The sequence below is a fragment of the Algoriphagus sp. NBT04N3 genome (assembly GCF_019443765.1).
In the GTDB taxonomy this organism is placed as follows: Bacteria; Bacteroidota; Bacteroidia; order Cytophagales; family Cyclobacteriaceae; genus Algoriphagus; species Algoriphagus ornithinivorans.
In genome coordinates, this window is sequence record NZ_CP048415.1 from 2263722 (window position 1) to 2288827 (window position 25106).

The following is a 25106-nucleotide window of genomic DNA, read 5'->3' on the forward strand; positions in this document are numbered from 1 at the left end:
AGCCCTAAAGAAATTCGCTTTCCAGCCATTTAGACAGTTATCAAGGTTCTAGAAGAGGATATTTGATAATTCATAAAAAACACTTCAATTCTTTCATAATCAGAAAAATACCCTGTACAGGGTATAAAAATGCAGGAGATAAATTGTATATTTTTTTTCAAATAAAGACAGGAATGGAAAAAGCGAAAAGTACTGAATGGAAAAACGCTGCGACAGAGCTTGCGGGAATGATTTATGGGGTTTCTCTGGACGGAGTTGTAACCAGAAATGAATATGAAACCTTGAAAAATTGGTGTGCAGACAATGAGTCTTTATGCGAACATGAACCTTTCAATGGTTTATATTCTAAGATTAAACCCATTGTTGACTCAGGTTCCGTGAATAAGGAGGAGTTGGAAGAGATTGAGGATATTCTTAATAAATTTTTGGAGAAAATCGGATCCAAACAACGGGTTGAAGATTCCAACAAACTATTTATCAAAGGATTACTAAAGGGAATCCTTTCCTCGGGAGACATTAACGATCAGGAAGTCTACAAGCTAAAACAGTTTTTAGAAAACCAAGACGATGAGAATTTGAAGTCTAAATTTAATGGTCTTAAAGAGCTTATCGATAAGATCTGGGAAGACGGCAAAGTAGATGATGCCGAGTTTAGGATTTTGAAAGATTATATGGGCTTGTTAATTCAAGTTGTTTAGGTTTTTCTTAAATTTTTTAAGACCATTTCATCCTTACAAATGCTAATTCATCATTGATGTTTTCAAAAATCCATATTTCTCCATTTTTTTCGAAATGAAGGTTTAAATTAGAATTAAGCTCGGGAATCTCAGACTCTTTAACAATATTGAGCTGCTCATCAAATCGGGTTAGAAAAACATCAACATTATTTTTTATAAAAAAACCATTTTCATTTTTTTCTTCAGTAAAATGACCTTTATAGGAAAATCTAAAGAAATTTTGATTTGTACCATCCCAAAACATTGGACCATAGGTTATATCCTCCTCTGATTTCCTTACAAGGTGTACTAGTTCATCAGAGAAATAATCTGCTTGTTTCGGAGGGATATATTTTCTTCGAGATCCTATTAACTGGGAATCCCACTTTTTCACATTTAATTCTCCCGAATTCAGATCATAAACCACAACTTCATTCAACACATTTGAATTAATTATCACTTTATTATTCTGCATCATAGAGTAAAACTCCAATCCATAAGTTCCTCCAATTAATCCATTCGAGTATAATTCGACCACATATTTTTTCATGTCATCGATTTCAGGAAGATCTACTATTTTCAAGCCTTGATTTTTCAAATCAAAATCTATAAGTAGAGGAGTGAATTCTTTAATATCATAATAAAAACCCACCAAACGATCTTCGTTATATTTATCTGAAAAAATAGAAACTGGAAACAAACTCTTGCCAAGTTTATTTTCGATCAATACATCAAGTTTAAAATCTGTCGTTTTATCCCACTTGGTATCTAGTTCGAAATGAAACCTACTGCCCCAAATGAGAATTACTCCGCTTGTTTCTACTTTGAAATTTGTGATATATTTAGAAATCCCGTTTGGCCCTTCCTCTTCTAAATTGATCCGAGAGTCAAGCTTTAAACTTTCTAAATCAATTTTTTCTATTGCATGGTCTCTCCAATTATAATTAAATAAAAAAGTTTTATCAGGCGTCAAACAAGACCTTTTCAACCCCTCTTCTAGATAAAGAAATTGATCATTAGATTCAAAAATCAAGGTGTCAAGTGTTATTTCAAAAGAATCTGATATTTCATTTGATTTGGTTTTTTTAGTATTACAAGAAAATATAAAAGCGGTAAAAACTAATAGAAAGATAGGCTTCATAATATTTCGAATGAGTAATGTTAATCAGGAGAAAATATATGAAGAGTTTTTAGGCAAAACGACTAAAAAAATCTTATAAAAAGTTAAACTTATTCTTACTGAATCCCCTTCTCAGGATGTTTTGGAGTCACTGTTCTTCCAAAAGCCATTAATTCTTCAATCTGAGTATCCATTTCTCCATTGGGCTGTATCCATGGTCCTATACCTGCTTCTTTTTTCTTATAATCCAGATAGCCCACAACAATTGGAACATCAGCTCCCAGCGCGATATGGTAAAAGCCGGTTTTCCACTTCTTTACTGCACTTCGAGTGCCTTCAGGAGTAACCATGATCACCAATTCCTCTGATTCTTTGAGCATGGAAATCATAGCCTCAGTGTAAGTTTGTTTTCTTCCTCCTGGAATTCGCTTTCTATCAATGGCTATACCTCCTAAAGCTTTGATAAACCAACCCAATGGTCCAACCATTACTTCTTTTTTAATGGTAAATTTCACAGGAATATCCATCAGGAAAAAAGCTGCTCTGGCATATAATAAATCCCAATTCGAAGTGTGGGGAATAGCAATTAAAACTGCCTTTTTTACTCCTTCCGGCCAATTGGTATTCAATGACCAACCGGTAATCCAGAAAACAATCCGGGATAGAAACTTCATCATGCGCTGAGGGTGGATTTATTGGGTTTACTCAATTCTAAGATAGATGGATTCTCTTCAATATATTTCATGGTTTGGGTATAACCCGCCTGAAATAATTGGGAAGCTTTTTTGATATCAAAAACACCAAATTTGCCTAATCCAGGAGCCTCTATGAAATAATCGCATTTAGCCTTTCGGCTATAAACATTGTAATTCATCGCCATGATAACTGATCGCTCGATCAGCTTTTTCATATTGGTTATGTTGCTTTCCTCAGGCAAGTGATTGCAATTTACGCCGATGACAAAATCACAGATTCCGTCCAAGGGCTCAACTGGCAAATTATTCAGCACTCCTCCATCGACCAGGTACTTATTTTCGATTTCAATGGGTTCAAACATCCCCGGGATACAACTAGAAGCCATTACCGGACGAATCAATTCTCCTTCTGAAAAATAGACCGCTTTTCCTCTTTTGATATCTGTTGCAGCCACAGTTAAAGGAATTTTCAACTGTCCAAAATCATTATGAGCCATGTAGATTTTGAAAAGGCTTTCGATACTGCTCATTTTGAGGATCCCAGTCCACGAAATGGCAGGTCTTAAAAATTTGAAATAGTTAGTCTCTACAATGATTTTTAAAACTTCTTCCGGCTGATAACCTTGACAATACATAGCACCAGCGATTGCACCTGCAGAAGTTCCACTGATTTGCGTAGGGTAAATCCCGGCTTCATTCAGCCCCTTTAAAACTCCAAGGTGTGAAATACCCCGAACTCCTCCGCCTGAGAGGGCCACTCCTATTTTCAATTCAGATTTCATCAAGTTTGAATGTTTGGTCTACCCGAACACCTTTTTCGGTCATTTTAACGGTGCAACATTCATTGACAGGATCATGTTCAAAAAACAGAATGTATTCTTCTCTTGCCGCTTCTTCCAGAAATTTGGCTTTTTCATCCATGGTCAACAAAGGCCTGGTATCATATCCCATCACATAAGGAATAGGAATATGGCCTACAGAAGGAAGTAAATCTGCAACGAAAACCAATATTTTTCCTTTATACTGGATTTTTGGAAGCATTTGCTTATCCGTATGCCCATCAACTGTGATGAAGTCAAAACCAGGGAATAGAGTTTTGGAACTCAAGTCCACCATTTTCAGATGACCCAGTTCTTCCATTGGTTCAATATTGTCCTTTAAAAAAGATGCTTTTTCTCTTGGATTTGGCTCAGTTGCCCATTTCCAATGATCTGGGTTAGACCAATAGTTCGCTCTGGGAAAAGCCATTTCATACTGTCCATGACTTCCATACTTAACTCCACCTCCACAGTGGTCAAAATGCAAATGGGTCAGAAAATTATCGGTAATCTGGTGAAAGCCTACTCCTAATTTTCGAAGAGATTTTTCCAAAGAATCATCTCCATGCAGGTAATAATGAGAGAAAAACTTTGCGTCTTGCTTATCTCCTATTCCATTATCAATCAACACCACACGATCTCCATCTACAGCCAAAAGGCAGCGCATGGCCCAGGTGCATAGATTATTTTCATCTGCTTGGTTGGTTCGTGACCAAAGAACTTTGGGTACTACCCCAAACATGGCCCCTCCATCCAATTTAAAAAAACCGGTATTGACTACGTGTAATTCCATTTATTGATTCAAAAGAAATCCCGGACTTGGATGAGTCCGGGATTGAAATTTTATTCTACTACCACACCCATCGAGCAGAACTTGTCGATGCGTTGGTCGATTCGTTTTTCTGGCTTGATCTTATCCAATTCTTTCAAGGCAGAAGTGATGGTTTCTTTGATAGTTTTAGACATCCACTTTAGGTCTTTGTGTGCTCCTCCAAGTGGCTCAGGAATGATATCATCAATCAATCCATTTCCTTTCATGTCTTTTGCTGTCAGCTTCAATGCTTCAGCTGCCTGTTCTTTATAATCCCATGACCTCCATAAAATTGAAGAACAAGACTCAGGAGAAATTACAGAGTACCAAGTGTTTTCCAACATGTAAACTCTGTCTCCGATTGCAATCCCTAACGCACCTCCTGAAGCACCTTCGCCAATGATAATACAAATCACAGGGACTTTCAGCATAAACATCTCTTTGAGATTTCTAGCAATAGCTTCACCTTGGCCTCTTTCTTCAGCTTCCAAGCCTGGAAATGCACCCGGAGTATCAATCAGAGTTACTATCGGCTTACCGAATTTTTCAGCCATTTTCATCAGGCGAAGTGCCTTTCGGTAACCTTCAGGATTTGCCATCCCAAAGTTTCTCTCCTGACGCTGTTTGGTGTTGCGACCTTTTTGCTGACCAATAAACATGACAGTGCGGCCATCAATGTCTCCAAGACCACCGACCATTGCTTTATCGTCTTTTACAGAACGGTCTCCATGCAATTCGATGAAATCGTTGGTGATTTCATAAATGTAATCCAATGCATAAGGTCTGTCTGCGTGGCGGGAAAGCTGAACCCGCTGCCATCTAGTCAAATTCTGAAATGTTTCTTTTTTCAAAGCGAGGATTTTTTCTTCCAGGGACTCAATATCTGAACTTAAATCGATATTTCTACCTTTGGCCAAATCCTTCATTTCCTGAAGTTTTTGCTCTAAATCAGCTATTGGTTTTTCGAATTCTAATACCATTTTGGTGATTTTTGAATGGAACAAAGATAAGGAATATCCTTCAGAGGCAAACCCTTTCGTGGAAATAGACTAAATTCAAAAATATTGAAAATTATTCTCCTGAATTAGAAAGAGATAGAATCAAAGTTAAAAAAATTTTATGGTAAGGTATTGCGGAAAAAGTCGAAATACCTACCTTTGCATCACTTCAAACGAGAAGCACACAAAACGGAGTGGTAGTTCAGCTGGTTAGAATGCCTGCCTGTCACGCAGGAGGTCGCGGGTTCGAGTCCCGTCCATTCCGCTTAAAGCCTTAGATTTTTCTAAGGCTTTTTTGTTTTTGTAGCCTGAGAGAGTTAAAACCTAATTTTTATTTATTAATGCTCAATAAATGAACTGGTTAGAATGCCTGTCCCGATTCTCGGGAAGGTCGCGGGTTCGAGTCCCGTCCATTCCGCTTAAAGCCTTAGATTTTTCTAAGGCTTTTTTGTTTTTGTAGCCTGAGAGAGTTAAAACCTAATTTTTATTTATTAATGCTCAATAAATGAACTGGTTAGAATGCCTGTCCCGATTCTCGGGAAGGTCGCGGGTTCGAGTCCCGTCCATTCCGCTTAAAGCCTTAGATTTTTCTAAGGCTTTTTTGTTTTTCTAGCCAGAAAGAGTTAGAACCTAATTTTTATTTATTAATACTCAATAAACGAACTGGTTAGAATGCCTGTCCCGATTCTCGGGAAGGTCGCGGGTTCGAGTCCCGTCCATTCCGCTTAAAGCCTTAGATTTTTCTAAGGCTTTTTTGTTTTTCTAGCCAGAAAGAGTTAGAACCTGTTTTTTTCATTTATTAATACTTAATAAACGAACTGGTTAGAATGCCTGTCCCGATTCTCGGGAAGGTCGCGGGTTCGAGTCCCGTCCATTCCGCTTAAAGCCTTAGATTTTTCTAAGGCTTTTTTGTTTTTCTAGCCTGAGAGAGTTAAAACCTAATTTTTATTTATTAATACTCAATAAATGAACTGGTTAGAATGCCTGTCCCGATTCTCGGGAAGGTCGCGGGTTCGAGTCCCGTCCATTCCGCTTAAAGCCTTAGATTTTTCTAAGGCTTTTTTGTTTTTGTAGCCAGAAAGAGTTAGAACCTAATTTTTATTTATTAATACTCAATAAACGAACTGGTTAGAATGCCTGTCCCGATTCTCGGGAAGGTCGCGGGTTCGAGTCCCGTCCATTCCGCTTAAGAGGCTGTCTCATAAATAGTTTTCACATTTAGAGATATTCGATTTTGCGCAATAGAGGCCGATTTTTGATTTTCGGCCTCTATTTTTTTGACCGGGGTTCACATGAGTTGTTTTTTAGGGTCATGGATGGATACTGTGCTCCACTTGCTTTTGTCTTTGTTTTGGGATGAAAAAATGGACATTTAAGGCTGTTCATCCCGCCTTTTTGGCCAGGTTGTGGGCAATGGCCAGAAGGCCTGTTTCAACGGCCACTTTTGCGCTACCGCGGAGCATGAAACGGCTTCTGCCCTTGTTGTATTTGAAGTGTCCGAAGACCGGTTCGACATCGATGGCCCGTTGCTTTCTTTTCTGAATACCTCGCTCTGAGGTTAGCCGTTCCTTTGCTTTGGCTTTCTGTTGCTGGAGTCTTGTGTTGACCTTGATGACTTTGTTTCCCTCCCCGGGATGGCAAGCTGCGGAGAGTGGACAGCCGGAACAGTTTTTAGCCTGATAGTGGCGATAGTGTTGAACGAATCCGGTTGATGTTTCTACTGGTGCTTTTCCCGCTCTTTTCCATGGGCTGTCCCATGGGGCAGATGTAGCGGTCGTTTTGCGGGTCGTAATGGAGGTTGTCGAGTAGTCCGTAGACTTTCTTTGCTTTGGATTCCTGTTGAAGTTCTTTGTGGAAATAGTTGTACTTGACGAAGGCTTCGATCTGGTTTTCCTCCAGGAAGCAGTAGTTTTCCTCACTGCCGTATCCCGCATCGGCTGTGTAGCTGGAGGGATAGAAACCGTAGAGCTGACAGTATTTTTCCAGATGAGGTTTGAGGGTCAGCGTATCGGTGGGATTGGGATGCAGGGAGTAGTTGACCACAAACTGTCCGTGGGTACTGAGCTGAAGGTTGTAGGCGGGCTTGAGCTGTCCGTTTTTCATGTGGTCTTCCTTCATCCGCATGAAGGTGGCATCGGGATCGGTTTTGGAGTAGCTGTTGCGTCCTGCCAGGATCTGTTCTTTTTGGTCATATTCTTCCAGTTTGGCCGGCCAGTGCTTTTTGGCGTAGTTTAGTTTCTGCTTCACTTTTTTGTCCACAGGCTTGTCCTGCAGGGCCCGGTTGATCTTGTCCACGGTCTGAGACACTTTCTCCGGACTGGGGTTGATAAAGTCGGGCTCTTCGGCTCCCAGCTCCCGGGCGGCTACCGAACCTGCGTATTCCCAGAGTTCCTGGAGCTGTTTGCTGATCCGCTCCTTGTTCTTTTTGATCGCCTTACCCCAGACAAACGTGTAACGGTTGGCATTGGCCTCTATCTTGGTACCGTCGGTATAGACCTCCTTGATATCCAGAAGGCCTTCTTGATGAAGCAGCAGTACCACTTTGGAGAATATATCGCCGATCACCGGCTTGAGCCGTTCGGAACGAAAGCGGTTGATCGTGTGGTGGTCGGGACGCTGCATCCCCGAAAGCCACATGTACACGATGTTTTCCCGGGTAGCCTTCTCCAGCTTACGGGACGAAAAGCAATTTTCAAGATAGCCATAAACCAAAATCTTCAGCAGCATCCGGGGATGGTAGCTGCTGGCACCGTTTTGCCAATAATAGGCATACACCGAGGAAAGATCGATCTGATCCATCACCGAATTAACGGTTCGGGCTGGATGATGGGCTGGAATTAATTCTTCCAAACTCGGAGGAAGAAGCATCAGCTGGTTGGGAGAATAGTCTTTAAAGACTATATTCGTGTCTTGTTTTTGCACACCTCAAAATACCTATTTTGAGTTAAACAAGAAAGGCTAGCCGAGAAATCAGCTAGCCTATTAAACTATCTACTTTTGAGACAGCCTCTTTTTGTTTTTGTAGCCTGAGAGAGTTAAAACCTTATTTTTATTTATTAATACTCAATAAACGAACTGGTTAGAATGCCTGTCCCGATTCTCGGGAAGGTCGTGGGTTCGAGTCCCGTCCATTCCGCTTAAAGTCCCGAAGAGATTCGGGACTTTTTTGTTTTTGTACCCATTAGTTCCTCGGAATTTGCAATTCCGAGGCCCTATCGAAGGATTTTCAATCCGATTTAAACAGAGCCTTGTCCTGTCTTGCTGGCATGAAACTTCTTTTTCAAAAGGAGTTCTCGGGCCAGCGCTGGGTTGAGGTTAGGTACAAGGATCCAGGGGTTAAAACCCCTGGCTATTTTATTTTTCGCTCCTAAGGAGCTTTTGATGCGGGATGGTCTCAAGGTATATCTTACCGAAGGCATATCTTAAAATTATCTTGAACAGTATCTTCTCTATTATTTCGCCGAAGGCGTATTTCAATATATTTCTACTGTATTTCATTCTCCGTCTAGCTGGCATGACACCTCTTTTTCAAAAGGAGTTCTCGGGCCAGCGCCGGGTTGGTTACCTTTTCTATTTATACGCTGAGTTGCACCTGGGCCTGCGCGCCTCAGGCATGGCTAATAAATTACGCTCTTTCAGAGCTTTTGATCCAGGCTGTCTTCAAGGTTTATTTCGCCACAGGCGTATTAGCTCCTCGGAATTTGCAATTCCGAGGCCCTATCGTAGGATTTTCAATCCGATTTAAACAGAACCTTGTCCTGCCTTGCTGGCATGACACCTCTTTTCCAAAAGGAGTTCTCGGGTTAGCGCTGGGTTGAGGTTAGGTACAATGATCCAGGGGTTAAAACCCCTGCCTGTCCGCCTCAGGCGGGGCTATTTTATTTTTCGCTCCTAAGGAGCTTTTGATGCGGGATGGTCTCAAGGTCTATCTTGCCGCAAGCGTATCTTGAAATTATCTTAAAAGTATCTTTTCTATTATTTCGCCGAAGGCGTATTTCTAAATATTTCTACTTTATTTCTCCAAAGTATAGCAAGCCCAAATCTGAGATATTCACCATTCAACCAAGTTTGCCTTGCCCAAATTAAGCTTCCAACTTAATATCGAATCAAATTCGACAAATCATATGAAATATATTGCTTTGATGATTAGCTTCTTGCTGATCAGTTTGGGAACCAAAGGACAAGATCGGGTTACAGGAAAGAACTTTGCTACTCGATCTGAAATCGTCGCTCAAAATGGAATGGCTGCTACCAGCCAGCCTTTAGCGACACAAGCTGCTTTGGATATTTTGAAAAAAGGAGGAACTGCCATGGACGCAGCTATTGCAGCCAATGCCATGTTGGGTTTGGTAGAACCTCATGCCTGTGGAATTGGCGGGGATGTTTTTGCCATCATCTGGGATGCCAAAACTCAAAAACTTTATGGCTTCAATGGAAGTGGAAGAGCTCCAGCTAGTTTGACCATGGAAGTATTTAAAGAAAAAGGGCTAAACTATGTCCCTTTCTTAGGGCCTCTTCCTATTTCTGTTCCCGGTACTGTGGACGGTTGGTTTGAAATGCACAAGCGCTTTGGAAAGCTTTCCATGCAGGAAATCCTCCAACCTGCCATTGATTACGGAAACAAGGGCTTCCCTATATCAGAGGTTATTGCCTGGCAGATGAATAATAACTGGCCTCGAATGCAAGACCTTCCGGGTTTCAGGAAGACCTATATGCCAAATGGTGTATCAACCCCTAAAAAGGGGGATGTTTTCAAAAACCCTGATCTCGCAAGAACTTATGATCTAATTGCCAAAGGAGGGAAAAAGGCCTTTTATGAAGGGGAGATAGCGAGGACAATAGATCGTTTTATGAAAGAACATGGAGGTTACTTAAGCTACGAGGACCTAAAAAATCATACATCTGAGTGGGTGGAACCAGTAAGCACCAATTACAGAGGTTATGATGTATGGGAGCTTCCTCCAAATGGGCAAGGAATCGCCGCCTTACAAATGCTAAATATTTTGGAAGGATTTGACATCAAATCCATGGGCTTTGGAAGTGCTGAATATTTACATGTATTGACTGAGGCAAAAAAGCTAGCATACGAAGACCGGGCAAAATATTATGCGGACCCAGCTTTCAATCAAATTCCTGTGGATTACCTGATTTCAAAGGAATACGCTGCTGAAAGACGAAAATTAATAGATTTCCACCAAGCTGCAGATGAATATCCTGCTGGAGATATTGAAAAAGGGAATACCACCTATTTGACTGTTGCTGATTCGGAAGGAAATATGGTCTCCTTTATCCAAAGCATTTATGATGAATTTGGGTCTGGCATGGTACCTGACGGTTTGGGATTTGTCTTACAAAACAGAGGGCAAATGTTTAACGTTCAGGACCCAAACCACTGGAACTCCTTAGCAAGAGGCAAAAGACCATTTCACACTATTATACCTGCATTTATCACCAAAGACGGAAAGCCGTTTATGAGTTTTGGCTTAATGGGTGGTGCTGTCCAGCCGCAAGGACATGCCCAAATTGTTGTCAATATCATCGATTTTGGAATGAATATACAAGAGGCAGGAGATGCTCCTAGAATGCGTCATGTTGGCTCCTCCCAGCCTACTGGCTCCCGTATGACTTCCGGAGGTTCGCTCAACCTAGAAAGTGGATTCTCCTACGAAGTGATTCGAACCTTAGAGGAAATGGGACATAGGGTGGAGTTTAGTGTTGGGCCCTATGGAGGCTATCAAGCAATCCGATATGACCCTATTCAAAAAGTTTATTTTGGCGCATCCGAATCCAGAAAAGACGGTCAAGCTGCTGGATACTAAAAGTAATAGAGGTATTTTCTTACCTCAACCTCTAAAAAAAGCCCTTCAAAGAAATTCTCTGAAGGGCTTTTATATGTCATTTAAAGAATGAATCCTTAGAAGTTACCTCTTAACTCTCCGCTTGGAACTAGATCTGAATGCACATTAACATAAGCATAGCTTGTTCTCATCGCTTCCCTCAAGATCATCAGGTCTCCACCCATTAACTTACCTCCTAGACTTTCGCTCGTTAAGGTTCCTTTAACATATACTCCCTCTACAGGTCCTTCTCTTTTTTCACCATCTAAAGTTACTACCACCGGGCCATTAGCTCCTGGTTCAGCAAGATGTATATGCGAGAATCGAATATCTGAAATATTGTCAACATTCACCTGAAATTCCACTGAGGAATTCTTTTTATTGAATCTGAAAATAGCTACCCCAGTCGCATCAGTTTCTACAGCTGGAACTTCATTCAAGCCAGAAAGCTTGATAGTGAAATTATCATTATTGTTAGGTTGAACCATGCTAACTTGTCCTCGTAGCTCCCCTGAAGGAAAAGAAGAGGTATGTATGTTCACATAAATTCTACCCATGTTGATTTCCCGGACTAAGTCAGAAATCATTTTTCCGTCTAAAGGTCCTGAAAGGTCTTCCATTTTGATCATTCCTTCTGCAACCACTCCGTTCTCCAGTCCAGATGGATCTTGAGCGGGAATCAAGGTTACTACTACAGGACCATTTGCTCCCTCTGCTGCATTATGCAAGTGAGCAAAAATAATTCCTGTGGTGTTTGCAACTCTCACTTCGAAATTCAGGCTTTTGCCATCAGGGCTTAAAGAGAAAAAAGCAGCGCCCGCGCCGGAAGAATTGACAGCAGGAACTTCTTCAGTTCCAATCAAAAAGGAACCAAATTCCATCATTTGGCCTTTTCTGGCATTTTCGTCACCAGTAAACTCTACATTTGAATCATCTGCCATAGGAATTTGAGCATCCTCCATGCCTTGGCAGGCAACAAAAAACAGCATTACAAAAATGCTGAAGTACACACTTTGAAATAAATTTTTCATGATTTTTTGGGTTTGAATGTTAAAATCGAATAAGAGAATTACGTAAGGTCAACAGGAATTGGATTGACCTGATTTTCAAAAAGTTGCAATTTTATAAGTGCAAAATGCAGAAATTGATATAGGAAGGGTGAGTTCTTATACCAAATGATTATTAACAGGTATGTATAACCAAAAAAAAATCAGCTTTAGAGAGCTGATTTTTTTTTTAATTCAAAGTTTTCTGCCAATTCCAACTATCCCGAAGGGAATCTTCCAAAGAGTATTTCGGAAACCAGCCCAATATCTGATTGATTTTTTTCGTATCTGCCCAGATTTTAACTACATCCCCGGGACGCTTAGGTCCGATTTCATAATTGAGTGTTATTTGATTGACTTTTTCAAAAGTCTCAACTACTTCTAATACCGTATTCCCATGGCCAGTTCCGACATTGAATACATCGTAAAAATTGGCATCCTGCTCGCCCAAATAATTAAGCGCTTTCACATGTGCATCTGCCAAATCCATCACATGAATAAAATCCCTTACACAAGAACCATCTGAAGTATCGTAATCATTTCCAAAGACAGTCAATTTGTTTCTTAATCCAGCGGCTGTTTGGGTAACAAAGGGCACCAAGTTATTTGGAACTCCATTGGGCAACTCTCCGATTTTAGCACTTGGATGCGCACCAACTGGATTGAAATAGCGGAGTGAAATCACTCTAACTCCAGCTTTACTTTTCACATAGTCAACCAAAATATCCTCACATACTTTCTTGGTGTTCCCATAGGGACTTTCAGCATCTTTTCGAGGTGTGGATTCTGTAACAGGCAAAACATCCGGTTGCCCATATACTGTACAGGATGAAGAGAAAACCAAATCCTGAATTCCTTCCCTTTTCATAAAATTTAACAAGACCATTAAAGAACCTAAGTTGTTCTGATAATACTTCAATGGCTCTTGAGTACTCTCTCCCACTGCCTTAAAAGCCGCAAAATGAATTACTCCGGCAAGTTGATGTTCTTTTCCTATTTGATTTAAAATTGATGAGTCATTACAATCTCCTTTGTAAAAAATTGGTTTGTAACCCATGATTTCTTCCAGTCTATCGATAACTGACTCACTGGAATTTGATAAGTCATCTAAAATAATTGGGGTTAGACCCGCTTCTGCCATAACTACGGCAGTGTGTGAGCCAATATATCCTGCCCCACCGGTAATTAATATTTTTTTCATTCTTGATTAAAAATTCCTAAAGAACAAATCTAATCCAAAGGATAAGATCTCCCGAATTTTTGATCAAATCTTTAATTGATTAAGGTAAATGTTCCTCGTTTCTCATCAGTATTCAAACCATTTTCCAAGCTATACTGATAGGATATATAGTAGGAATAGGCTCCAGGCGGCATAGGATTGGCATTGTGATTCCCATCCCATCCTTCTGTCCCAGAAAAAATCAATTGTCCCCATCGGTTGAAAATCATTAATTTATAACTGATGCTACAATTGGATATAGGTTGATAAGGGCCCTCCTTGGGGGAAAAACCGGTAGGCATTCGAACCTGAGGCCTCGATTCCGACACCTTACCCAAACCTGAAATTTGGCAGCCTTGTGAATCTGTGACTATCACCGAAAATTCACCTGAAGGAAGGTTTTCCAAAAGTGCCAATGCTTCGCCATTTTCCCACTGATAAGTATAAGGTGGAGTTCCTCCAGAAACTTTAACTTCCAATGCCCCATCAAGCCCTCCTGGACAACCCGGTGCCAGTTCCTCAAATTCCAAATCAAGGGGATCAGGACCATTAATCACCAATTCGAATGGTAAAGTACAAGATTTGGAGTCTTCTAGTAAAAGCTGGAAAGTTCCTTTGCTCAATCCTGAAAATGAAAGACGGGCCCCATCCCATTCAGATTCAAATCCAATTACTTGATAAGGCGGTTCACCGCCAGAAATTTCCAAGACAGCTCCTCCATTGGACTCAGCAGCACAACTTACATCGGTCACCGCAATTCTATTAATCAAAATGGGTTTAGGATCCTCCAGGGATATATTCAACTGAATTTCTCCGCAGCCGGCTTGATCGATCACTTTCAACTGATAGCTACCAGCAGGTATGTTTTTTAAGTAATCCTCCTGATTTTCCGGAAATCCCTCCCATTCAAATATAAAATCTCCAGAACCTCCTTCTATGGATAGGAAAATTTCCCCATCACTTTCTCCAGGACATGAAGGAGAAATTTTATTTCCTTCAGTTACAGTAAGTGCATCAAAAGATCCGATGTTTAAAATTTTGGAAACGCCGAAGCAAGAGGGATCAGATGACAAGCTTTCTTCATAAAAAACACTTCTTTCAGAGGCATTTTCATCCCACAAAACTACGATCTCTTCAGTCGATTGACCGGATAGAATTTGACCTCCGCTAACCTGCCAGAAATAATCTTTTCCATCCACTGGATAAGGTACAGTGTAGGTTAGCGGCTCGATGGTACTTCCGCATAGTCCTGCCTGTCCGGAAGGTATTTCTGGCTCAATATTATTCTGGATTTCTACCTCGATCTCCAAAACCTCTCCTAGACAACCATTCTCAGCAATAGGTGTAAGGCGAATAAGTCCTGTGCCTTCAACTACATCCCAATTCACTAAGGCAAATTCCTCATTACTTTGAGTGATCTCCCCTCCTTCTATTTCCCAAATCACTTGATCTATATTGAGAGAATTTTCAAGATAATATCGAATACCTTCAGCACCGGGACAAAGAGAGGCAGGCCCTTTCAAGTCAGCTTCGACAAAAGTAACTTCTATTTCAAATTTGAATTCTGTTTCGCTATCACAAGCTCCTGTTCCTGTAGAAGCAGTTATAACTACCTCATAAGTCCCTTTTTTTGTAAAAATATGAGAGACTTCCTGACCACTTTTACTTGTAGTCCCATCACCAAAATTCCAAAAGAAATTAATGAATTTGGGATCTTCGGGAATAATCTTCCAAAGCCCTTCTTGATTGAGACAGGCAACCCTCTCTCCTTCTACTTCAAATTCATAGCTCGTTTCAGTTTCAAACTGGACATTTTCTAAACTTGCACCAATAGCAAATCCATAGGACTCAATAGAGCCAGACCCATACACATATCCTATCAAACCTTCTGGGTTTGAAACAGAATTAACTCCAAATGGAACTTTGATTCTCGTATAGCTCAAGTTCGTGCCGGAAACTTGTAAAAAATTACCACCAACGTTTTGGCCATTCAGGGTAGTTTGACCCTCTGTACCTGAATTTACTAATAGCGTTAAATAATGCTCGATATTTTGATTAAACCCACCAATGAGCTTGCCGGTAGAAAAAATTATATTCTTGAGCATTTGTGAGTTTGGACTCAAAACAAATAAAGAAGGATCTCCTAAAGGCGCAACGCCAAATTCATTGCAAGCCGCACTTTTTGCAATCACAGCCGCAGAGATGGGTTTATTTGCATCTATTCTGGCGATGTCATTCTTACCAAACTCAAATTTGGCGCTTTGTCTGGCATTTAAAGTTGCCTTCACCTCTCCGTTTATTCGTACAATAGTTCCATCCTGTGAGGCTAATACCTTTACTATTTCACCGGATGTTCTTCCTGCTAAAGGAATATGAATATATTCTTTACCCCAGGTTTGAATAGGATATGCCTGCTGGAAAATGTGGTCTCCACTGGTTCCGCAATCTCCTGCAGAGCTGGTCTTATTACCTCCAAAAACTGCTATGAGTTTGCAATTATTTTGATTGGCATTTAAAACCTTTATTCTGGAACCTGTCAAATCTCCTTCTGCCTTGACTTGATAACTTTCTCCCTCATTCAACACAATCCGAATTGGTGCTCCAGCAGGAATGGTATTGACTGTTCTTGCAGCAGGAATGATCTCAATTTCTGTATCATTTTCTGTGGCAACAACCAGTAAAGTACTTTCAAAATTTTGATTACTTCCTGGATTTTGACCTGGTCCGAAAACATCATAATGAGCCATGACCAGGTATTCGGTGCTTAATGAGCTGTAAGGAAGCACCACAGTTCCGTCTGTGCTGTATTGTCTTCCATTGATCGCATGGACAGCCAAATCGCCCGAAGAGGTGATTTTAAAGGGTCTATACTCTACCTGTCCACTTTCTCTATGAATAACTCCTTCATCTTCTCCATCAAATTCTCGGATCAGTTGCTGACCGGCTTCTAGAGAAAATGAGATTGCCTGTTTGGGGGTTTGAATGATTCCTGAGGCTTTTTCATTGGCTGTTATGATAACCACGACTTTATCAGGCTGAGAGTTCCTGCGGTTATTATCCATGAAACCAATATAAAAATCTCTACCTAGGGTACTATTTTGGGAAAAAGCGGAAAAGCATACCAAAAAAATTGGCAAGAATGTCCAAATCGCCCTTTTCCACACTGAATTCATCTGCTAAAGTCTCCTGAATCAGAAATTTACCTGATTAAGGTGAAAATTCCAGACTTTTCTTCTGTCTCTATTTCACCTTCTTTGCTGAATGTGTAACTCAAGACAAAAGTATATGTTCCAACTGGAGCTTCATTTCCTTTAATCATACCATCCCAACCTTCAGTTCCGACGTAGACCATCCCTCCCCATCTATCGAAAACTTTGAGGGTATAGTCCAGAGAGCAATTAGAAACAGGATAATACAATCCATCAGAAGGCAGGTATCCTGTAGGCATTCGAACCTGCGGACTAGTTTCTGAAATCCTTCCATAGGCCATTACCTGACAGCCATTACTATCCGTCACCGTAACAGCATACTCTCCGGAAGGCATATCACTGATGAAGTTAGATCCAAAATTTGAGGTACTAGAAGTAGAGCGGACCTCTGCGATTCCAGAGCCCAAGTCCCAAGCATATTGATAAGGTCCTACACCACCTTCAACTTTTACAGCCAACCTTCCAAAACTTCCTCCGGGACAACTTTCACTTTCTTCTACGAAGCTGACCTTTAACTCCTCAGTACCTCCAATCACCCCATCTACTGCTAAGCTACAATTGGTAGCATCTAGGACGAAAAGGGTAAATGGACCTTTTGACAATCCTTTCACGGTCAGTTTTTCACCATCCCAAGTAGAATCAAAACCTTCCACCTTATAAGGTGCCTTGCCTCCTGTCAAATAAGCGATAAAACCACCATCACCCGAATCTGAGCAAGTGGTTCTCATGTATTCCAATTCTCGGGTTAACTCCAATCCTTTGGGCTCTGATAAGGTCAAGCTAAATTCGGCTATCCCACAACCTGATACATCTTTAACAGTTACTTGGTATTCACCGGCAGCAATATTTTCAAGCTTATTTCCTTTTACAGTAGGATATCCTTCCCATTCAAATTCATAATTACCTGTCCCCCCTTTCACTTTGATCTCCAAAGCACCATTGGTTTCACCTGGACAAGAAGCCAATGTCTCTATCTGCTCTTGAAGCAAAATTGGTTCTCCTGACTTAATCTTAAGAACCTCTGAGCTTCTAGGACAAATGCTTGGATCCTGGATTTGCTCCGAATAAGAAATGACTTTCCCTTCGCTGGAATTCTTCCATCTTACGGTAACTGATTTACCGGTATTTTCACCGATGATTTCTCCTCCTTGAATAGCCCAAGAATATTGAACTCCTGTCTGAGGATTTGGGACTTCATAGACTTGATCAGGAAAATCGGGTCCGCAAAGGGTTTCAATTCCTTTCGGCTTCGGTAAAACTTCTGATTCCTTTATTCGGACGTCCAGAGATATCAAATCACCAGGGCAATCAGATTCATTGTATGGTATCAGTGAAAGCCCCATATTTTCAGTTTCCTCAATCCATCGAATTTTCACAAAATCATTGCCTGTTTCCAAGATTGAACCTCCTCTTACATCTACCCAATCCAAATTTCCAAATGGAGTTGTAGATGAAAAAGTGTAGGTAATTTCTGAACCCAGACAAACTTCTTGATTTCCAATTATTTGGGCATTCTCAAAAAGTATTTTATCCAGTTTTTCAACAGTCAATTTCTTAGAAATACCTCCACATGCATCCTCTGTATTGGAAAGCGTAAAAAATACCTTGCGCACCTCTGCATCATCATCCCATAAAATTGCAACTTGCTTTTGATCTGCCTCACCAGTAATCTTTCCCCCTATCACTTCCCACAAGATTGACCCAGCGAATTCAAAATCTGCGGGAATTTCATAAACCAGAGACTCATCTTGTATTCCACAAATACTTTCAGGGCCGAGTGGAATTACATCAAGCCCTGTACTTCCAAGTTCTATATCCAGAATTATTTCTTCTCCTCTACATCCATTTGGTGCAAAAGCCACCGCTTTGATTTGACCGGCATCAGAAGTTTCACTCCATTTCACCGTTAAAGAATTAGCTGATTGGCTCACTATTTCTCCACCGATTACCTCAAGCCATTCCAGCTTTTCGAAATTGGCAGTCTCTCCTAATTCGTAAACTTGAGTACTTCCGGGACAAACATTGGTTTCCCCTTTGATCTCTGCTAGTACCTTTAGAACTTCCACATCAAAAGAATAGGTTCTTTCTAAGGCACAGCTGGCTGCTCCGTTGGAAGCTAAGACAGAAACAGTGAATTTCCCTTCTTTTGTAAATGTATGCTTGGCTTCTTGCCCAAAAACAGGGTCAGAACCATCACCAAAATCCCATTTAAACTGAGTGTAAATCTTACTTTCAGGTTGAATCATCCAAGTAGCCTCCTGACCAAAACAAGCCACTCTTTCACCTACTACCTCAAATTCATATTTACTATCTGCCTCGTATTCAGAACTTTCAAAATTTGCTCCTGCAGAAAAGCCGTAGGAATTCAAATTACCGGTTCCATAGGCATAGGCAATCAATCCTTTAGGATTAGAAAGTGAATTTGTACCTCCACTTAATTTGATCTGAGCATAGTGAAAATTAGGATTTCCTGGAACGGCTTTGAATTGATCTCCGATGTTTTTTCCATTCAAAATCGTTTCGTTCACTGATTCAGCTGGAACAATCACATTGACAAAATGCCTAAGGAATCCATATGACTGCAGGGAATTAAAAACGATGGAAGATATCCTTTCATTATTTGGATTGTAGGTGATCATCAAAGGGTCTCCAAATTTAAGAGGACCCGGAGTATCACAGTCCTGACTTTTCGCAATTGCCGTAGTTGCTATGGGTTTATCAGACTTGATAGTGGCAATATCAGTAGACTTAAAATCATAGATGTAAAATTCACCTTCATTCAGAGTCACAGTTGCTAAGCCACTGACTTCGATGGTGGTATTATTTTGAGAAGCCACCACTTTGACTAATTCTCCGGCTGTCCTTTCCAAAAGAGGAATGTGAATGAATTCTTTTCCCCAGGTAAAAAGCGGATATGTCTGTTGAAATAAGTGATCTGATGTAGAACCGCAGGTTCCCCCCTGAGTCATTTTATTCCCTCCGAAAACGGCAACTCTTTTACAATCATCAGAGCCAGAATTGACCACCTTTACTCGTGTTCCTGTTAAATCGCCTTGTCCTTTTAATTGATAACTTTGACCTTTATTTAGAGTGATTTTCACAGGTGAACCGGCTGCAAATCCATTGACAGTAGGTACGGTAGGATTAATTTCAACTTCTGTATTATTCTCTGCCGAAACAATCAGCACGGTGCTTTCAAAATTATTGGGGGAAAGACTGATGTCATTATAATGAGCAGTGACAATATAATCCTTGCCTATCGCTGTAAATGGCAGAATAACACTTCCGTCTGAACTGGTAGACCTGAGGTTGAACGCATGGACAGCTATTTTGCCGGAAGAAAAAATATAAACGCCTTTATTTCTAATAACACCCGAAGAACGATGAATGATGTCTTCAGTCGCTGTGGTGGGAATTTCATGAGTAAATATTTTTCCCTTGGCTATTGAAAAGTTTATCGTCTTACCCAAGTACTGAATATAGCCAATAGCGTCTTCCGAAGCCGTAATGGATATTAGGGCTTTATCCTCATTGTTTTCTTTCAGGTTATTTTCCATAAACCCGAAATAAAACTCCGTACCGACGGTGCTCAACTGGGCGAAACTACCTTCGCTCAGGAAAAATGAACTCAACACCAAAAAGATTAAAAAGAATCTTTTTGCGTGTTTCATTTAAATATAAGGCATAAGCAGATTAGGGTGATCTAGCTATTTAATAAGAGCAAAAGCTCCGGATTTGTTTTCTACTTTTAATTCATCTTCCAACAAAAATGAATATTGGAAGACATAGGAATAAGTTCCTGATGGCGCATTCACTCCAGAAACCGTGCCATCCCATCCCTCAGTACCTGTATAGATAAGTTGACCCCATCTATCGTATATCCAGAGTTGGAATTGCAACTCACAGTTAGATATACCTTCGAAGAGATCCTTATCTCTTTGAGGAAAATATCCTGTTGGAAGTCTAACCTCAGGTTCAGCTTCTTCGACTATACCTTCGCCTAAGCTTACACATCCTGAGCCATCTGTGACAGAAACAGCATAATTTCCTTTCGGAACAGCAAGTAATTGATTACCAAGGGTGGATTGGAATTCCCAAGTATACACATAAGGTCCGACTCCACCAGCGGGAAAGGCAAATAATTCTCCATTACTACCACCTGGGCAAGCAGGCTTCTCCATCCTTACATCTACTTCAAGAGCTATAGGTGATGTTATTTCAAAATCTAGCGGAATGCTACATCCATTGGCATCCAACAATTCCCAAGAATATACACCTTGAGGCATACCTGATAAAGTTATACTTCCATTGAAGGTATTTAAACCCTGATAATCAATTGTATAAGGAGCTACACCTCCAGTTATTGTAAAGCTTACAGCTCCATCAGGTTTACCAAAACAGGAAGTCCCAACGGGACTGATAGACTGGATAGCTAAAGGTTCAGGCTGAATTATTTCCAGGTTTTCTAAAAGTCTTTCACAGCCCAACTGATCTGTGACTTTCACTGAATATAGGCCAGCTACCAATTCTAAAGCATCAGCAGAAGCTAGTCCTGAATCATGGGACCATTCAAAGGTGTATGGAGCAACTCCGCCAATTACTTCCAATCCAATTTCTCCTGAGTTCAATCCCGAACAGGAAATTGGAAGCAGTCGAGCTACATTGACTACAAACTCATCTTCTACTATCACTTCTATTTCAGAAGATTCTCCTTCACAAAGTTCATCCACCAAACTAAAAACCTTATAAGAAACAGCCCCTAAAACACCGGGCTGATTCCAGGAAACCTCAATCTCTGAACTCCCTTGACCTGAAACAATCTCTCCCCCCGTCACAGTCCAAGTATATCCTCTTCCTGAAGAAGCATTTGGAGCAGAATAAGTGTGGAAAACAATAGGATCAAAACAAACCTGCATTACTCCCTCAGGATCTTCCGCTTCAATTCGCTGATTAATTACTACTGATTTTATGATTGGTTCTCCAGGACAACCGTTTAAGGAATAAGGAATTGCTTTGACAAAGGCGGCATCATTGGCCGGCCCCCAATTAATTAGAACTGAATTATCAGTGGTTTCGATAATTTCTCCACCCTCTACCTCAAATTCAACCCTACTGACATTTTCAATAGCTTTGAATGAATAAAGTAATTCCTCGACATCAGGGCAGACAGACTCTGCTCCCAACAACTCTCCTTCTGTTTCCAAAACAGTGACACTGAAGGTTACCTCCTCTCTTTGATCGCATGAATTAGGGCTGATAGCAGCCAAAACACTTACCTCATATTCTCCTGGCTCGGTAAAGGTGTGAGTCACCTGAGCACCTTCTTGGATATCACTACCATCTCCAAAATCCCAGACAAAATAGGTGAAATCTGGGTTTTCAGAATTGATGATCCAATCACCTACCTGATTTAAACAGGCAATATTTTCACCCTGGACATCAAATTCATATTCGGATTCTGTTTTGAAATTCAAATTATCCAAAGCGGCACCAGCTGCATATCCGTAAGATTCTAAATCCCCAAAACCGTAGGCGTAGGCTGCAAAACCTTCCGGATTGGAAAGTCTATGTACACCTTGCGAGATATTAACACGGGCATATTGAAAATCTGAATCTCCGGGAAGAGTTGAAAATAATGCCCCTATATTTTGACCATCCAGAATAGTTGAATTTTGGCTTCCTGCCTTGACTACAATATTTACATAATGATTAACTATGGATGGCAAGGCAAGGGACTGAAAGGTTAAGTCCTTTAAAAATTGCTCTGATGGGCTATAGGTAATCATGAAGGGATCTCCAGTATTCGAATTTGGAGAATTTGGCTGATTACAGGCTTGGCTTTTTGAAAACACTGTCACCGAAGAAGGCTTAGAAGTTTCAATTTTTCCAGACTCGTTAATGCCAAATTCGATGGGGATCCAAGTTCCTCTATTTACTGTCCCAACAGAAACTCCATTGACACGCACACCTGTATTGTCCTCAGAGCCTAAAACTTTGACTAATTCCCCAGAAGTTCTACCTGACAGTGCCACATGAACAAATGAAGTCCCCCAAGTATTCACTGGATAAGCTTGCTGAAACAAATGATCATTTGCCGCACCACAATTCCCTACTGAGGTCCATTTATTTCCTCCAAAAACTGCAATCTTTTTACACTCATTAGCATTTTCTCCTATCACCCTAACCCGGGTTCCAGTCATATCTTCTTTGGCTTTCAGCTGATAACTCTGCCCCCTATTCAAGTTGATTGATAAGGGCACTCCCGGGTTTCCTCCTCCTAAGGTATTGACAGAAGTAGTGATTTCAATCTGAGTATTGTCTTCGGTTGCGATGACCAACATGGTACTCTCATCGTTGATATTCCCATTGAAATTCACATCTGCGGTCAAAGTCTCATAGTGAGAAGTAATGTAATAGTCCGTTCCCAATGCTCCAACCGGCAAAACCACAGTTCCATCAGCACTTCTAAAGCGTTCATTATATGCGTGAACAGCAATTTTTCCAGTACTTGAAATATAAATTCCCTTATTTTCTGTGGTTGCTGAGTTCCTATGCAATAAATCTAAATCTTCAGAAGGTACTCTGAGGGTGTATTGTTGTCCAGCTGTCATGGAAAAACTTACCGATTGTCCCAAGTACTCAATAGTTCCTGTTGAATTTTCGCTGGCTGTTAAAATCAAAACGGCAAAATCAGGTGCTCCATTTGAATTTCCTGAAGGTGGTACTCGGTTATTATCCATGAATCCCACCCAGAATTCTTTTCCCACAGTAGAAAGCTGAGCAAAAGAGAAAGTACTTTTCGCCAGAAAAATGATTAAAAGAATTGTTGTCAGGTAAAATTTCCTCATTCTGCTCAGTTAAGGGAACTATAATTTTTCAATATAAGCATCTGATTAAAATATTGTTGGTAAAAGGTGTCAGATGTTAGGGATTATCATGTAAATGGTCTGGTATTACAGGAAAAGGAATATAATAATTCCTATCTTTGCGCCTTCAAAAAAAAGAAGCTAATACATGATTTCAGTAGATAATCTTTCCCTCAAATTTGGAAAAAGAACCCTTTTCGAAGATGTCAATCTTAAATTTACTCCCGGCAATTGCTATGGTGTGATTGGCGCAAACGGTGCGGGCAAATCTACCTTTCTTAAAATCCTCTCCGGAGATATAGATAGTACCTCAGGATCCATCAACATCACTCCTGGTCAAAGAATGGCTGTTTTGAAGCAGAACCATTTTGAATTCGACGAAGTAGAAGTTCTTAAAACGGTTTTGATGGGCCATAAAAAGCTATATTCCATCATGTCTGAAAAAGATGCTATCTATATGAAAGCTGATTTTTCTGAAGAGGACGGAATCAGAGCTTCCGAGTTGGAGGCAGAATTCGCTGAAATGGATGGTTGGAATGCAGAATCTGATGCCGCTGCCCTACTTTCAGGCTTGGGGATTTCGGAGGATTTGCACTATCAGCCAATGAAAAACCTGGCGGGTAATCAAAAAGTAAGGGTTCTCCTAGCTCAAGCTTTATTCGGGAATCCTGATATCTTGATTTTGGATGAACCAACCAACGACTTGGATGCTGACACCATCGTGTGGTTAGAAGATTTCTTGGTCAACTTCAAAAACCTCGTTATCGTAGTTTCTCACGACCGTCACTTTTTAGATGCCGTATCAACACACATTGTGGACATAGACTTCGGAAAGATTAAGATTTACTCCGGTAACTATACATTCTGGTATGAGTCCTCCCAATTAGCTTTGAAACAGCGTTCTGATCAAAACAAGAAAGCTGAAGAAAAGCGAAAAGAATTACAGGAATTTATTGCCAGATTCTCTGCCAACGTGGCAAAGTCCAAGCAGGCAACTGCCAGAAAGAAGATGTTGGAGAAATTGAACGTGGATGATATTGAGCCATCTTCTAGAAAGTATCCGGGCATTATGTTCAAACCGGAAAGAGAAGCCGGGGACCAGATTTTTATGACCGAAAACCTGGAATTAAAGCAGGATGGGGTTACTTACTTTACCGATGTAAATCTAATGGTAGACATAGGAGATAAAATTGCCTTTATCTCTAAGACCAAGCAGGCGGTAAATAAATTTTTCCAAACCATTATGGAAGAGATTCCTGCTACCAAAGGCTCTTTCAAATGGGGAGTTACCATCAATAAGGCCTACTTGCCGAATGATAACTCCAAGTACTTCAATTCAGATCTTAACCTGATCGATTGGTTGAGACAATATTCCAGTAATCAGGAAGAAGCATCCGTTAGAACCTTCTTGGGAAGAATGCTTTTCACGGGAGAAGAAACTTTGAAAAAATGTACGGTTCTTTCCGGTGGTGAAAAAGTTCGATGCATGATCTCTAAGATGATGTTGCAAAATCCTAACCTATTGGTAATGGATGAGCCTACCAACCACTTGGACTTGGAATCTATTACTGCTTTCAACAATGCAGTCATTGAGTTTCCAGGAACAGTCTTAATGTCATCTTATGACCATGCATTTGTACAGTCATCTGTCAATAGAATCATAGAATTTACCCCAAATGGAACCATCGATCGCAGAATGCCATACGATGACTATTTGGAAAGTGAGGAGATCAAGGCACTTCGCGAGAAAATGTACGCTAAAAGTTAATTT

Annotated in this window: 13 protein-coding genes, 1 tRNA gene and 1 pseudogene; 4 read left to right on the forward strand and 11 right to left on the reverse strand. The window is 40.6% G+C overall.

Annotated features, from left to right (window positions below; genetic code table 11):
• Positions 1-173 precede the first annotated feature (173 nt).
• A complete protein-coding gene (locus tag GYM62_RS09760) occupies positions 174-698 on the forward strand; it encodes a hypothetical protein (RefSeq protein ID WP_139217522.1) in 525 nt (174 codons plus the stop codon).
• A 16-nt stretch (positions 699-714) separates the two neighbouring features.
• On the opposite strand, the gene GYM62_RS09765 is transcribed toward GYM62_RS09760, so the two are convergent.
• The 5 genes from GYM62_RS09765 to GYM62_RS09785 form a co-directional block, all read right to left on the reverse strand.
• A complete protein-coding gene (locus GYM62_RS09765; protein WP_219959270.1) occupies positions 715-1857 on the reverse strand; it encodes a DUF4221 family protein in 1143 nt (380 codons plus the stop codon).
• 95 nt (positions 1858-1952) lie between these two features.
• Complete coding sequence (locus GYM62_RS09770) at positions 1953-2513, reverse strand: 1-acyl-sn-glycerol-3-phosphate acyltransferase (protein ID WP_219959271.1); 561 nt, start codon at positions 2511-2513, stop codon at positions 1953-1955.
• The gene (locus tag GYM62_RS09775) at positions 2510-3313 is read right to left on the reverse strand and encodes a patatin-like phospholipase family protein (protein WP_091655595.1); all 804 of its coding nucleotides are present in this window, start codon (positions 3311-3313) and stop codon (positions 2510-2512) included. The genes GYM62_RS09770 and GYM62_RS09775 overlap by 4 nt, the downstream gene beginning before the upstream one ends.
• Entirely contained in the window at positions 3303-4142 is an 840-nt protein-coding gene (locus GYM62_RS09780) for an MBL fold metallo-hydrolase (RefSeq protein WP_219959272.1), read from the reverse strand. Before GYM62_RS09780 ends, GYM62_RS09775 begins: the two co-directional genes overlap by 11 nt.
• A 50-nt stretch (positions 4143-4192) precedes the next feature.
• Positions 4193-5140, reverse strand: coding sequence for an acetyl-CoA carboxylase carboxyltransferase subunit alpha (locus GYM62_RS09785; RefSeq protein ID WP_091655597.1), 948 nt, complete (start codon positions 5138-5140; stop codon positions 4193-4195).
• A gap of 209 nt (positions 5141-5349) precedes the next feature.
• On the opposite strand from GYM62_RS09785, the gene GYM62_RS09790 reads away from it, so the two are divergent.
• Positions 5350-5423 (forward strand) — tRNA-Asp (locus GYM62_RS09790).
• A 1117-nt stretch (positions 5424-6540) separates the two neighbouring features.
• Here GYM62_RS09790 and GYM62_RS09795 read toward each other — a convergent pair.
• Positions 6541-8026, reverse strand: a pseudogene (locus tag GYM62_RS09795) (IS1182 family transposase).
• Between the two features lie 1256 nt (positions 8027-9282).
• Between GYM62_RS09795 and ggt the strand changes: the two are divergent.
• On the forward strand, positions 9283-10977 hold the full coding sequence (gene ggt, locus GYM62_RS09800; protein ID WP_219959273.1) for a gamma-glutamyltransferase: 1695 nt from the start codon (positions 9283-9285) through the stop codon (positions 10975-10977).
• A gap of 95 nt (positions 10978-11072) precedes the next feature.
• Here ggt and GYM62_RS09805 read toward each other — a convergent pair whose 3' ends face one another.
• The 5 genes from GYM62_RS09805 to GYM62_RS09825 form a co-directional block, all read right to left on the reverse strand.
• Positions 11073-12026 carry a CHRD domain-containing protein gene (locus tag GYM62_RS09805; protein ID WP_219959274.1) on the reverse strand — a complete coding sequence of 318 codons (954 nt, stop codon included), beginning with the start codon at positions 12024-12026 and terminating at the stop codon, positions 11073-11075.
• 205 nt (positions 12027-12231) lie between these two features.
• The gene (gene galE / locus GYM62_RS09810; protein ID WP_219959275.1) at positions 12232-13242 is read right to left on the reverse strand and encodes a UDP-glucose 4-epimerase GalE; all 1011 of its coding nucleotides are present in this window, start codon (positions 13240-13242) and stop codon (positions 12232-12234) included.
• Between the two features lie 71 nt (positions 13243-13313).
• A complete protein-coding gene (locus GYM62_RS09815) occupies positions 13314-16322 on the reverse strand; it encodes a PKD domain-containing protein (RefSeq protein WP_219959276.1) in 3009 nt (1002 codons plus the stop codon).
• Between the two features lie 137 nt (positions 16323-16459).
• Positions 16460-20140, reverse strand: a complete 3681-nt coding sequence (locus GYM62_RS09820; protein ID WP_219959277.1) for a PKD domain-containing protein — start codon at positions 20138-20140, stop codon at positions 16460-16462.
• A gap of 36 nt (positions 20141-20176) precedes the next feature.
• A complete protein-coding gene (locus GYM62_RS09825) occupies positions 20177-23317 on the reverse strand; it encodes a PKD domain-containing protein (RefSeq protein WP_219959278.1) in 3141 nt (1046 codons plus the stop codon).
• 166 nt (positions 23318-23483) lie between these two features.
• Between GYM62_RS09825 and GYM62_RS09830 the strand changes: the two genes are divergently transcribed.
• On the forward strand, positions 23484-25103 hold the full coding sequence (locus GYM62_RS09830) for an ABC-F family ATP-binding cassette domain-containing protein (protein WP_219959279.1): 1620 nt from the start codon (positions 23484-23486) through the stop codon (positions 25101-25103).
• Positions 25104-25106 lie beyond the last annotated feature (3 nt).